Source organism: Paenibacillus sp. J2R1T-4 (genome assembly GCF_059692235.1).
The window spans coordinates 543,294-556,433 of sequence record NZ_JCAUBA010000002.1 but is presented as its reverse complement, the minus strand read 5'-3'; the positions used below and the strand labels follow the sequence as shown (position 1 = coordinate 556,433).

The 13,140-nt window shown below is 47.2% G+C and carries 11 protein-coding genes; all 11 read right to left on the bottom strand.

All coding sequences use genetic code 11. From position 1 onward, the window contains the following. Window positions 1-170: 170 nt before the first annotated feature. The 11 genes from AC58QD_RS06155 to AC58QD_RS06105 all read right to left on the bottom strand — a co-directional run bounded on the left by AC58QD_RS06155 (window position 171) and on the right by AC58QD_RS06105 (window position 12,944). Entirely contained in the window at window positions 171-1,595 is a 1,425-nt protein-coding gene (locus tag AC58QD_RS06155) for an NAD-dependent malic enzyme (RefSeq protein ID WP_497331095.1), read from the bottom strand. Between the two features lie 26 nt (window positions 1,596-1,621). Then, window positions 1,622-3,046 (bottom strand): aldehyde dehydrogenase family protein, encoded by a 1,425-nt coding sequence (locus AC58QD_RS06150; RefSeq protein ID WP_497331093.1) that lies wholly within the window; start codon window positions 3,044-3,046, stop codon window positions 1,622-1,624. Window positions 3,047-3,062: 16 nt separating this feature from the next. Beyond that, window positions 3,063-4,418, bottom strand: a complete 1,356-nt coding sequence (gabT, locus tag AC58QD_RS06145; RefSeq protein ID WP_497331091.1) for a 4-aminobutyrate--2-oxoglutarate transaminase — start codon at window positions 4,416-4,418, stop codon at window positions 3,063-3,065. Between the two features lie 5 nt (window positions 4,419-4,423). Further along, window positions 4,424-5,920 (bottom strand): aldehyde dehydrogenase family protein, encoded by a 1,497-nt coding sequence (locus tag AC58QD_RS06140; RefSeq protein WP_497331089.1) that lies wholly within the window; start codon window positions 5,918-5,920, stop codon window positions 4,424-4,426. Window positions 5,921-5,939: 19 nt separating this feature from the next. After that, window positions 5,940-7,391, bottom strand: coding sequence for an ABC transporter substrate-binding protein (locus tag AC58QD_RS06135; protein ID WP_497331087.1), 1,452 nt, complete (start codon window positions 7,389-7,391; stop codon window positions 5,940-5,942). A 54-nt stretch (window positions 7,392-7,445) separates the two neighbouring features. Beyond that, window positions 7,446-8,537: an ABC transporter ATP-binding protein gene (locus AC58QD_RS06130; RefSeq protein WP_497331085.1), complete on the bottom strand. Its 1,092-nt coding sequence runs from the start codon at window positions 8,535-8,537 to the stop codon at window positions 7,446-7,448. A gap of 15 nt (window positions 8,538-8,552) precedes the next feature. Next, entirely contained in the window at window positions 8,553-9,338 is a 786-nt protein-coding gene (locus tag AC58QD_RS06125; protein WP_497331083.1) for an ABC transporter permease, read from the bottom strand. Continuing rightward, window positions 9,335-10,195: an ABC transporter permease gene (locus tag AC58QD_RS06120; RefSeq protein WP_497331081.1), complete on the bottom strand. Its 861-nt coding sequence runs from the start codon at window positions 10,193-10,195 to the stop codon at window positions 9,335-9,337. Before AC58QD_RS06120 ends, AC58QD_RS06125 begins: the two co-directional genes overlap by 4 nt. Before the next feature lie 84 nt (window positions 10,196-10,279). After that, window positions 10,280-11,374, bottom strand: a complete 1,095-nt coding sequence (locus AC58QD_RS06115; protein ID WP_497331079.1) for an ABC transporter substrate-binding protein — start codon at window positions 11,372-11,374, stop codon at window positions 10,280-10,282. 34 nt (window positions 11,375-11,408) lie between these two features. Next, window positions 11,409-12,203 carry a gamma-glutamyl-gamma-aminobutyrate hydrolase family protein gene (locus AC58QD_RS06110; RefSeq protein ID WP_497331077.1) on the bottom strand — a complete coding sequence of 265 codons (795 nt, stop codon included), beginning with the start codon at window positions 12,201-12,203 and terminating at the stop codon, window positions 11,409-11,411. A gap of 24 nt (window positions 12,204-12,227) precedes the next feature. Further along, window positions 12,228-12,944, bottom strand: coding sequence for a FadR/GntR family transcriptional regulator (locus AC58QD_RS06105; protein WP_497331075.1), 717 nt, complete (start codon window positions 12,942-12,944; stop codon window positions 12,228-12,230). Window positions 12,945-13,140: the final 196 nt, after the last annotated feature.

The window sequence follows — 13,140 nt, the reverse complement described above, 5'->3', positions numbered from 1 at the left end:
CTTTGCTTTTGATGTGTTGGATCCCCCATCACAATTTATTTGAGTACTAACCCATTTTAGCTTATGTGATCGATAACGAATAGGGTAAGGTTCTTGTCTCCCGACAATAATAGGCGCGCAAAATGAAAAAACCGCGCTAGGCGCGGATTAGAATGTAAAGCATATAAGTTCTAGTTCTCTTTACGAAACTCAGGAGGTATTCTCCGAGCTACATTCGTATCTATTGCAGCTTGAATAACAGCTTTACGAACAGATGGAACGACCTTATCGTTGAATATACTCGGAATTATATACTGATCTGTTAATTCATTGTCGCTGACTACTGATGCGATCGCCCAAGCTGCTTTCAGTTTCATTTCCTCATTAATTGTGGTGGCTCTGCAATCCAATGCCCCGCGAAATATACCTGGGAAGCAGAGCACATTATTGATCTGGTTCGGATAATCACTGCGTCCTGTGGCAAGTACCCTTACATGAGGTTCAGCCAGCTCTGGCTCAATCTCCGGCTCAGGGTTAGCCATAGCGAATACAATCGGGTCGTTGGCCATCCGCTTAATATCCTGGATCTTCAACACCCCTTTACGGGAAACACCGATGAATACGTCAGCACCTGAGATCACATCAGACAGTTGTCCTTGTTTTAATTCCGGGTTGGTTCTCTCCGCTATCCAGGACCACATCGAATTCGAATAATTGTTGGTACGGCATAAGGCACCTTCGCGGTCCACTGCGATCAGATCCTTTACACCTGCAGCAAGCAGCATTTTGACAATGGATACACCTGCGGCACCAATACCCGTAACAACAACGCGGATTTGCGAGGTTGATTTGCCAACGATCTTCAACGCGTTAAGTAGACCCGCCAGAAGTACGACGGCGGTACCATGCTGATCATCGTGGAATACAGGGATATCGAGCTCCCTCTTCAGTCTCTCCTCAATCTCGAAACATCGTGGTGAAGAAATATCCTCAAGATTGATGCCTCCGAAGGCCGGAGAAAGCAGTTTGACCGTTCGTATGATTTCCTCCGTATCCTTGGAGGCCAGGCATAGCGGGAATGCATCGACTCCGGCAAGCTGTTTGAAGAGCATCGCCTTTCCTTCCATAACCGGCATGGCCGCCTCGGGACCGATATCTCCAAGGCCCAGAACGGCCGTACCGTCGGAGACCACGGCTACTGTATTTCGCTTGATAGTTAGCGAGAATGCACTTGCTGGATTGTCATGGATCGCCATACAGACTCTCGCTACACCAGGTGTATATACTTTGGACAGATCTTCACGTGTTTTGATCGGCATTTTGGGCTGCATCTCAATTTTTCCGCCGAGATGGGCTAGGAATGTAGGGTCGGAAACGTTGACCAACGTTACACCGGGCAAATTCCGGATCGCAACGGTTATGTCCTCTGCCGGAACACCCATCAGATTCACTGTAATGTCCCTTGTCGTGGATTCTTTACCGGCGTGAATCATATCAACCGCAATAATATCGCCGCCGGCTTGGCCGATTACACCAGCAATTTCTGCAAAAGAACTTGGCGTTTTGGCCAGCTCGAGTCGAATAACAATACTTGTATTTGAGGCCAAATCGCTCATCCTTTCAATTGATACCAGAATAGTCTCTACAATTTGATGACGATCAGTTTTAACTCCGTCATTTCTTCTACAGCATATTTGATGCCTTCTCGGCCGAAGCCGCTCTCCTTTATACCTCCGTAAGGCATGTTATCGACTCTGAAGGTTGGAAAATCGTTGATTATCACTCCGCCGACCTCGAGTTGCTCCGCAGCACGCATCGCGGCTTTGATATTATTGGTGTAAATACCTGCCTGCAAGCCGTAGCGGGAATCATTAACGGCATTAATGGCCTCGTCCAAAGTATCAAAACTGGATAGGGTAACAAGCGGACCGAACACTTCCTGACAGGATACCGGTTCTTGTGATGGCACGTTCGTTAATATGGTCGGTGGAAACACACCTGGCGAAATGGTTGTCCCTCCTGTGAGTACAACAGCCCCCTGGGTAACGGCGCTGTTAACCCATTCCTGCATCCGCTCGGCTTCCTTGTTAGATATCATCGCAGACAGATCGGTTTGTTCCGATAGCGGATTACCGACCACGAGCTTCTCCGTGGCTCCCTTGAAGCGCTCGGAAAATTCTTTATATTTACTCGCGTGAACGAGAATACGTTGGATCGAAATACATACTTGACCGCTGAAAGAGAAAGCGCCCTGAACACAGCGGTCAATCAATTCTTGCGTAACTTCCACCGTTTCATCGATAATCAAGCCAGAGTTGGAGCCAAGTTCAAGGGTAACGCGTTTTAAACCGGCTTTGTTTTTCATAGCAATTCCGACTTCCGGGCTGCCTGTGAAAGTAACCGCAGCAACACGGGGGTCCCTGACGAGTTTCTCTCCTACAATAGAGCCTTTTCCGGGAATGATATTGAGTGCTCCTGCGGGTAGTCCCGCTTCCGCGAATAGATCCGCAAGAGCGATAGCGGAAAGCGGCGTTTGGCTGGCTGGCTTCAACACAATTGTATTTCCCGCCGCTATCGCCGGACCGACCTTGTGAGCCACCAAATTAAAAGGAAAGTTAAACGGAGTTATCGCTCCAACTACACCGACTGGCTTACGCAAAGTAAAAGCGATTCGCCCTTCCCCGCCGGGTGCCGCATCCAAGGGTACTGTTTCTCCATGAATTCGGCACGCTTCCATAGCTGCAAATTTATAGGTTTGGATCGTCCGGGCGATTTCACCCCTAGCGGTTTTAATCGGCTTGGCCGCTTCCAGTGCCAGAATATGCGCCATTTCCTCTGCACGATCTTCCATCAGAGAAGAGACTTTATCAAGAATAGCGGAACGTTGATGAGCCGGCATGGCCGCCATCACAGCTGCAGCTGCCTTTGCAGCCTGAATGGCTTCATCCGTATCGGATTCATCTGCTTGCGCGACCTCAGCAATCATTTCACCCGTAAACGGAGAAAACAACTTCATATAAGAAGCTGTCTCTTTCCATTGACCGTTGATGTACAAATGTTTTTTCACAGGTCTCCCCCGTTCTTTATTTAGCCGAAGCCATCGATTTGGTTACATTGCCGATAATGGCGAGCCCTTCTTGCAACTGTTCATCCGTAATGACAAGCGGAGTCAGGAAACGAAGAATATTGCCGTGAACCCCGGCAGATAACACAATGACGCCGGATTGGTAACAGGCTCTCGTTAATTGGGCAACAAATTCTTTAGCTGGCAGTTTAGTATCGGGATGAATAAATTCCACTGCGCACATGGCCCCGAGTCCGCGGACGTCTGCAATCAGTTGAACTTCTTGTTGTAAGGAATGAAAGAAAGTCTTGATCTTTTCTCCGATCACGCGAGAACGTTCCACCAAGTTATCCCGTTCCATCAGCTCGATGACTGCGAGCGCCGCCGCGCATCCAAGAGGGCTTCCGCCATATGTTCCGCCAATTTCACCTGGGCTCGGGGCATCCATAACGTCTGCTCTTCCGACGACTGCGCTGATCGGCAACCCGGCTGCAATTGATTTGGACATCGTGATCAAATCCGGTTCGATCCCGAAATGAGTGGATGCGAACATCTCGCCCGTTCGGCCGAACCCGGTCTGAATTTCATCGGCAATAAACAAGATGCCATGTTTTTTACATATGTTAAAAATACCATCAACAAAAAGTTTTGGAGGAACGATAAATCCCCCTTCGCCTTGAACTGGCTCCATAATGACTGCAGCAATTTCTTCCGGTGCCACCTCGGTGTATAGAAAGTCCTCGAACTGGCGCACGCAAAACAACGCATAGTCAGTTTCTGTCATCCCTTCCGGACGATGCAGAGGGTAAGGAAATTGTGCTTTATATGTGGCAGGAGCAAATGGGCCCATTTCAAATTTATAAGGTTTCACTTTACTGGTCAAGGACATCCCAAGGAGCGTACGTCCATGAAACCCGCGCGAGAAAGAAACGATTCCGGATCTGCCCGTAAATTTCCGGGCGATCTTGACTGCATTCTCCACCGCTTCTGCACCGCTGTTAAGGAACATCGCTTTTTTGGGGAATTGCCCCGGTGTTAGCTGTGCCAGTTTCTCTGCTAATTCCACATAAGGCTCATACATCGCTACATGAAAGCAAGTATGAATATACTGCTCGGCTTGTTTTTGAATCGCTCGTACCACTTCCGGAGGGCAATGACCAGCATTAATCGTACCGATCGCCCCGGCAAAATCCAAAAACACATTACCATCAACATCGTACAGCAGCGCGCCTTCCGCTTTTTCCACAAAAATCGGAGTGTTGTTGCCGACTCCTTTCGGAACGACCTTAGTCCTTCTTTCCAGCAATACGGCCGATTTCGGACCTGGAACGGAAGTTTGTATGGAAACGAATCTTGATTTAGTCTGGTTGTCCATTTCTCCTATTCCCCTTTACCTTTGTAGAATCCCAAGGGCTTAAGCTCCATATTGACGTTGATTTGCTTGACTTCCGTGTATTCGTCCAAGCCGAATGTACCTAGTTCCCGGCCGAGTCCGCTCTGTTTAAAGCCACCCCATGGCGCCTCATTATACGTAGGATGATACGTATTGACCCAAAGAATACCAGAACGCACTTTTCTAGCAACCCGCAACGAGCGGCTGGCATCATTGGTAAACACCGCCCCCGCCAATCCGAATACCGTGCCGTTGGCTAAACGAATCGCTTCTTCCTCATCTTTAAACCGCTGTACGACAAGCACAGGTCCGAAAATTTCCTCTTGCACGACACGCATGTCGGGTTTAGTATCGGTAAGGATCGTTGGTTCCACAAAGTTGCCTTTTGCATAATCCCCATCCATCATCCGTCTGCCTCCGGCTGCAATAGTTGCCCCTTCCTGACGGCCGATTTCGATATACGATAATACCTTTTCCATATGCGTCCGCGACACAAGCGGGCCCATTTCTGTACCGCTCTCCATCCCGTTGCCTACCCGAATCAGGTTCGTTCTTTCCACCAATTCTTTCATAAATGCTTCATAGATTTCGTCTTGGATTAATAAGCGGGAACCTGATGAACAAACTTGCCCCGAGCCTATATAGATACCATACATGACATATTCGGCTACAATGGAAGGGTCCGCATCAGCAAACACAATATTCGGCGATTTGCCGCCAAGCTCCAAAGATACCTTCTTGATGTTGCCTGCTGCAGCCCTCATCACACTGCGCCCGGTATCCGTACCGCCAGTAAAGGCAATCTTGTCCACCAAATGGCTGGCTGCAAGTTCCGCGCCGACCGTTTTCCCGTCGCCGAGCACAAGGTTGGCAACTCCTTTGGGAAAACCGACCCCCTCTATAAGCTGAAACAAACGAATAGCGGTTAACGGTGTCAGTTCGGAAGGTTTGAATACCGTTACGTTCCCGGCTCCGAGGCAAGGTGCCAATTTCCAGGCCGCCATCATAAGCGGGAAATTCCACGGTACAATTTGACCGCACACCCCGACCGGTTCTCTTACCACCATTGCTTGGATGGGGTAAGGAACCTCATAGGTTTGTCCGTGAGGTTTTGTAATCAATCCGGCGTAATAGCGAAAGCAGCTGACTGCACTGGATACGTCGGATTCCGCTTCGGCAAGGGGCTTTCCGTTATTCAGTGTCTCTATTCTAGCAAGTTCATCCGCATGCTCTTCAATTCGATCGGCTAAGGCAAATAACAGTCTTGCTCTTTCTCGGGACGATGTATCTCTCCAACCTGTTTCATCAAACGTATGACGAGCCACTTGAATCGCGCGTTGTACATCTTCCAACCCGCCTTCGGTAACGACGGCAATCCCTTCACCCGTAGCCGGGTTCACAATCTCCCGCGTTTTGCCCGATGCGGCTTCTACCCATTCTCCGCCAATGTACATCTTTCCGACATCCTGAATTGCTGCTGCCATTATGTTTCCCTCCAACGGATTATTCTGCTGCTGTAACGTCGCAGACGTAAATGTATTCGTCCATTCGAGCTTGCCAGTTCCACTTTTTGCTTAGACCGTATAAATCGAATTGCTGGAATAACGGAATCCAAGGCAGTTCGTCGCGGAAGATGAGACACGCCATACGGTACAATTCTTTCCGGCGTTGACTATCCAGAATATTACTTGCTTCGATAACCATGCTTGCCATATCGTCATGATGGAAGTCCGTCGGATTCCATGGGTTCGGAGCGATATATGCGTTACGGTATACTTCATCCGGATCAAAGGTCGAATTGCCCCACCCTACATAATACATTTGATCGTATTGATGATTGCGGAACCGACTGATGAATTGCGGCCAAGCTTGAATATCCACGTGCAATCGAATACCGATTTTAGCTAATTGCTGCCCAATAAGCAGACCGATTTCCTTGTCTTGCGTGAACCTGCCGTCTGGAACTTCCAACTTCACGTCTACCCCATCCGGATAGCCAGCTTCTATCATTAATTGCTTGGCTAGTTCCAAATCATATGGGATAGGCGAGATACTGGGATCTACCCCAAAAGCTTGCGGATATACAGGACCAGCAAGAGGAGCGCCACAGCCGCTGAGTTCTTTTTGAATCAACTCGCGAACATTGATGGCATGAGCCATAGCCTGTCTCAACAGCTTATTGCTAAGAATCGGGTGATGGGTATTGATCCCCATATAAATAACGCCTACACTTGGAGTTCCGACAACCGATAACCCCGGATCGGCCTCTACCTGGGCACGCTTTAGCGGAGGGAAGTTGGCGGCCAAATGAATCGTGCCGTCATGTAAGCCTTGTACTCGGTCGTTCCCTTCAGGTACGGCTCTAAAGGTCAACTTCTGCACGGAGGGACTTCCGTGCCAATAATCGTTGTTTGCGGTTAGTTCCACGATCCCATTGGGCTTGTCCCAGCTGACGAACTTGAAAGGACCTGTTCCATTCGGAACGCGGCTGAAATGCTCTTCCCCTCGCTCGGCTATATATTGCGGCGGGATCATCATCAACCCGGTAAGCTGCGCGAGCAAGTTAGGATCCGGACGGTTCGTCACCACACGTACCGTCAAATCGTCGATAATATCGACGTGATCGATGGAATTAAAGCGTCCATACGGAGGGAATTTGGGCTCCCTACGAGGATCGACCATACGTTCAAGTGAGAATTTTACCGTATCCGCATTAAATAGTTCTCCATTATGGAACGCAACGCCCGGACGCAAACGGAATTCAATAATCGTATCGGCTATGACTTCCCAGCTTTCCGCTAACCATGGCTCGATCTCCATTGAAGGACTGCGTCGGACAAGACCGTCATATACTTGCAGTAATATATTGGCTGTTGTTGTTTCCGAATGCGCATAAGGATCCATTGTAGAAGCATCCGTTCCTTGTGCGATAACCATTGCTTTATGATCAGTCATTTTCTGTTTCCTCCTAAAAGTTTTGTAGAACAAAACTTGCATTGTAAGTAGGGACTAAAAAACTAACGTGTTACTGATCTGCCACACAGCGTGAACACTGTCGCCTTCGCGTACGGAAATATTCGCTTCTCCGTGCATAGGCGTTTTTACAAGGAAAGGTTTTTCAAACCCTTCCACCTGCAATCCGATCAAATAGGAAGAACCCGTATAGTGGACATAAAGCACGGTGCCAGCTATTTGATTTTGGTTGTCCCGATCGATTTGGACATTTGCCGTATCATGGGATGCGAATAGCCGTACCGCCTCCGGACGAATCATCGCCGTCACGTTCTCAGTTGTACTTACAACATAGGCGGCTTTTATGCTCTGCCCTCCCGCTAACGTAATAGCAGCACGACCGTTCTCCGCCTTGAGTTCTTTCACCGGGAGCAAATTGGAGTCACCAACAAAGTCAGCCACAAAGGAATCATTCGGACGGCTGTACACCCTCTCAGGAGTATCCAGCTGTACGATATGTCCTTTATTCATGACAGCGATTCTATCGGATAATACCATTGCTTCCTCTTGATCATGGGTGACAAATATAGCAGTAAATCCGATCTGTTTTTGCAGTTGGCGAATTTCGATCCGGAGCATTTGACGCAATTTCGCATCCAGATTACTAAGCGGCTCGTCGAATAGTACAAGCGGTGGACGCAGTACAAGCGTACGGGCAAGTGCAACCCGCTGCTGCTGGCCACCCGAAAGTTGGGCAGGCATCCGCTGCTCCAAGCCTCCCAATTGTACCGATTGCAGAGCTTGCAGCACACGTTCCTTTATTTCATGCTTCGGAGTACCGTGACGGCGCAGTCCGAACGCAACATTGTCAAATAAGGTCATGTGCGGGAATAAAGCATAGTTCTGAAACACCAAGCCTACATTACGTTTGTAAGGCGCTACTCGCGTCAATTCTCTATCCGCCAAATGAATCGTACCGCTAGTCGGCTCCAGAAGTCCGGCAATCATCCGAAGAGTGGTCGTTTTTCCGCATCCGCTTGGACCTAAGAGGGACACCATCTCCCCGCTCTGTACAGTCAAATCCAAATTTTCTACAATGACATTGCTGCCATATTGCTTTCTAAGTTCGCGTAAACGCAATTCGCTCATAAAGGGACCTCCCCACTATAAAATCTTATTTCGTTTAAGCATGCTCATCCCTATCAGACCAATGATTACTGTACCGAGAATGATGATAGAAGATACGGCAGCAATAGCCGGAGTCATGTTAAACTGAATGTCCGAGTAAATGAGCATCGGCAAGGTAATCATTCCTGGCCCAGTTAGGAACAGAGCCATAACCAACTCATCGAACGACATGATGAAGGCGAAGAAAGCGCTTGCCATCAATGCAGGGCGTACGAGTGGAATCGTAACGAGCCGAAGCGTCTGCCATGGGGTTGCCCCCAGAATTAAGGAAGCTTCTTCCACCGATCGATCCAGACGGGCAAATCCCGCACTCATTGTCCTTACAACATAAGGAATCGTAAGAATAATATGTGCCATTACCAAGCGGAAGAAATAACTACTGATTCCCAAATTACTGTAAAAAATCAACAACCCGATCCCAAACAACAGTGTCGGTACAAGCAATGGAGACAAAAATAACGAACGCATCAATTCTTTGGAACGGAACTCGTATTTCTTAAAAGCCAAAGCGATGAACGTTCCGATTGGCAATGCAACAGCGGTTGTTGTAACGGCTATCCATATACTGTTCCAGAAAGGCTTGGCATACCGGCCACTGGTCAGAACTTCAATGTACCAGTGAAATGTAAATCCTTTTGGAGGAAACACCAGATAGGCGCTCTCGCCAAAAGAGGTAATCACCACGACAACGAGAGGAGCCACAATAAACAGATAGATCAACAAGTTGACTATGCTTAGAAAGGAAAAACGTTTCTTCATCATATACCAGCTCCCTGCGTAGAACTGCGGCTGAGCACCCGGTTATACAAGCTAGTTATCAGGAACACGGTAACAAGGAGGATAACGGCAAGTGCGGAAGCATACGGCCAATTCATCAAATGCATTGTTTGATTGTAGATCTCGGTCGCCATGACTTGCACCCTGGGTCCACCAATCAAAGCAGGTGTTATATAGAAGCTGATGGAAATCGAGAATACTAGAAGCGTACCTGCGACAATACCTGGTAAAGAAAGCGGCAATGTTATGAACCAGAATACCTTGAATGGAGACGCTCCTATGTTAGCCGCTGCAGATTCCAAATTCCGATCCATGCCTTCCAATACGCTGTACAGCACCAATACCATGAACGGCAGCAGCACGTGAACCATCGCAATAACGACACCAGTAGAGGTGTATAGCAACTCAATCGGTTTATCAATCAAACCAATGTTCATTAACAATTGGTTTATTAGTCCTTTTCGGCCTAAAATGACGATCCATCCAAAATTTCGTATGACAGCGCTTGTCAATAAGGGCAATGCGATAAGAAGCAGGAGCAAATATTTGTGTTTGGGATCGGAACGAGCTACTCCATAAGCAAGACAATAACCGAGAATCAAGCATATGACACTGACGAAGAAGCCCATAACTAATGTACGCCAAAGAATTAGCAAATAATGAGGATCCTTAAAAAAGGCAAAGTATTGTTCTAAAACGAAGGTCTTCTCCATCATCCCGTCGGCAGTGGTATGAAAAAAGCTGAATAGCAGCAGTTGTCCCACTGGCAGCAAAAAGAAAAAGATTAGTATCAGCAAGCCGGGCGCCATTAATATCCACTGTGGAGACAAACGTCGTAACATAAAGGATACGTCCTTTCCCTAGTTTTAGAAAAAGAGATAACGAGTATTGGCATAATTACCGTTACCTCTTTTGGTTCAACCGGATTATTTGCTGATCAATTTGTTCCATTGCGCTGTCCAAGCGTTACGGTTCGCGCCGACAACTTCCCAGTCAAGCGGCACTAAGCTGTTCACGGCAGCTTCGCCATAAGGCATAACAGCTGCTAATTCGTCGGAAAGCTTAACGTTTTTATTCGATGGGGCAAATCCGGTTTGCTCTGCAAACGCTTTTTGAACTTCCGGTCTTAAAGCGTAGTTTATGAATTGTTGAGCCAAGTCTGCGTTTTTGCTTCCTTTTACAACCTGTGCGTTAATAAAGGTAGCCATAGCTCCTTCTTTAGGGACTACGAATTTTATCGGCTGCCCTTTTTTACGGAAGTTAAAAGCGTACCCGGAATCATAGGCGGCAATCCAAGCTTCTTCCTGGGCAAATAGATTCCCTACATCTGGAGTTGAGGCTACAATTGCAGCTACGTTTGGCAGAAGCGTTTTGATTTTCTCAAATCCCGGATCCATGTTACTTTCGTTACTGCCGGCCAGTTTCGCGTTCATAACGGCGAATTGCAGGCCGAACGTATTTGTGAGATCGACAAGTCCGACATGTCCTTTGTATTCCGGTTTCCACAAGTCATTCCACGATGTTGGTGCTGTCGTAATTTTTTTCTCATTATAGATAATTCCTAAAGCGTCAAAGGCAATGCTCGGTCCATAGCCGCTTTTGTTTAATGCGGTTTTATAAAGATCCTTTGAATTCGTGAGGATTTTCTCATCAACTGGCAGGATCAACCCTTCTTTGGCAGCTTGTACTTCCTGACCGCCGGAGAATTGCACGACATCCAATGTAGGCGCATTTTTCTCTGCACGCATACGAACTAAAGCATCAGCAGAATATAAAGTGACGACTTCTACTTTAGCATTGAATTCTTTTTCGAATGGCTTAATTAAGTATTCCTTCTGAGCGGTCTCATAATCCCCGCCGAATGAGGTTACAATCAATTTTTTTGGCGCTTCAGCAGCTTTGTTATCAGCAGCCTTTGTATCGGGTGCTTTTGTCGTTGCTTCGCCGCAGCCGGAGATTACCAGCATACCGGAAAGAATTGTAGCAGCGGAGATTTTGATCCATGATTTTTTAGCCAACATGTAGACCCCTCCTTAAGTTTGAACAGCTAATCTTTTAATTTTCCCTTACTGCTGCTTCTTTCTGCTCTTTCTTTGTCGTAATGGCCAATTGATTGAGCCACTTAAACGGACGCAGTCCTGAATCGTCTTGCTTTGCAATCATTTCTGGATGCCACTGCAAAGCAAGTACATTGCTCCTGCCTTTCATGGCGATAACTTCAACAATATGATCGGTGGATTGACCTACTACTTCCAGTCCATCCCCTAATTGTTTAACAGATTGATGATGAATGCTGTTGACCTCAATATGAGTTCCTCCCAAGACAGCGCTTGCAAAATGGTCAGCTTTCATTTGTACTGGGTGAACCGATCTCCAAGGTTCTTTAGTCTCCCAATGATTCAACATATCGTCCGCTATTTCACCGATATCGGCATGTAACGTTCCCCCGCAAAATACATTCAGAAGCTGCATACCCCGACAAATGCAGAGAATTGGAATATTTCTTTCGAGTGCTATTTCCATCAATTCCATTTCGTATTTGTCGCGGACGGGATCAATTCGGTGCGAGCTTGGCTGCAACGCTTCCCCGTACAACCGTGGATCCACATCTTCGCCGCCAGAAAAAACAAGTCCGTCTATAGTATCCAACTGCTGACTTATTTTATCCTTATCTACTACAGGGAGCGGGATTGGAGTTGCTCCAGATTGAAAAACCGCTTGAATCATATCATAGCTAAACAATGAAAAGGCTTGTCTTGGAATGCCGCGAATATGCCCGCCAACCGCTTCCTCCTCCGAAATGTAGTACCCTACCACGCCTATTTGGGGTAGTCGCTCTGCTGTTTTCATGTTGTCACCTCCTACTTGCTTCATTTATTCCACGAACTGACTGAGTGCCGCCAAAGTTTTATTGACGTGCATTCTCATTGTATTGCTTGCTTTGTCTCCATCACGTACAGCAAGAGCTTCAAGCAGCTTTTGATGCAGTTCGCAGCTTGCCAGCTGAGTTTCTCGATTGTAAGGCATCAAATCGAGACCGGGATTGATTTTTGTGCGAACGAGTCTAACAGCGCTTTCAAAATAAGAATTACCAGACGCTTGGGCAATTTCCAGGTGGAACTTCACGTCTAGCGAGCGAAACATTTCCCTGGTGCAATTTTCCCCGCTGCTTTTTTCAACAAGTTCGCTGATATAAGCAAGATGCTCCGGTGTGATCCGTGCTGCAGCCAATCTAGCCGCTTCCGGTTCAACAATTGAACGATACTCCAGCATTTCTTTCGTTTGCGTCCAATTCTCAGCAATTTGCTGTTTTGTACGCTGATGGATTTTGGCCGTAAGCGGTAAAACAAAGGTTCCGCCTTTCGCTCCAAGACGTCTTTCAATTAGTCCCTTTTGTTCGAGTTCTGCAATCGCTTCCCTGACAGCAAGACGACTGGCTTTAAATAAGGTTGCCAATTCCCTTTCGGGCGGTAATTGCTCTTCCGGCAACACCTCTTTAAGGATGATCGCTTCTTCGAGTTGTTCCAAGATAAAATCACTCACACGTTTGGGTGTTACCTGCTTGAAGCGAGCGAAATAAGAAGATACCATCTGCCTTGCCTCCAAATTCATTTTCAACAATTTATTAATGGTATAATGTTCGAACCTTAAACCAATAGTAGCAGGTACATGTTATATTGGCAAGCTATAGATTATGGAAATTCCTTTTTCATAAAAAGCAAATAAAAAGAAGCCAAAAGAACTCCTGTATTTCAGAAAGTTCTGGCTTCGAAAAAACCTGCAGAAA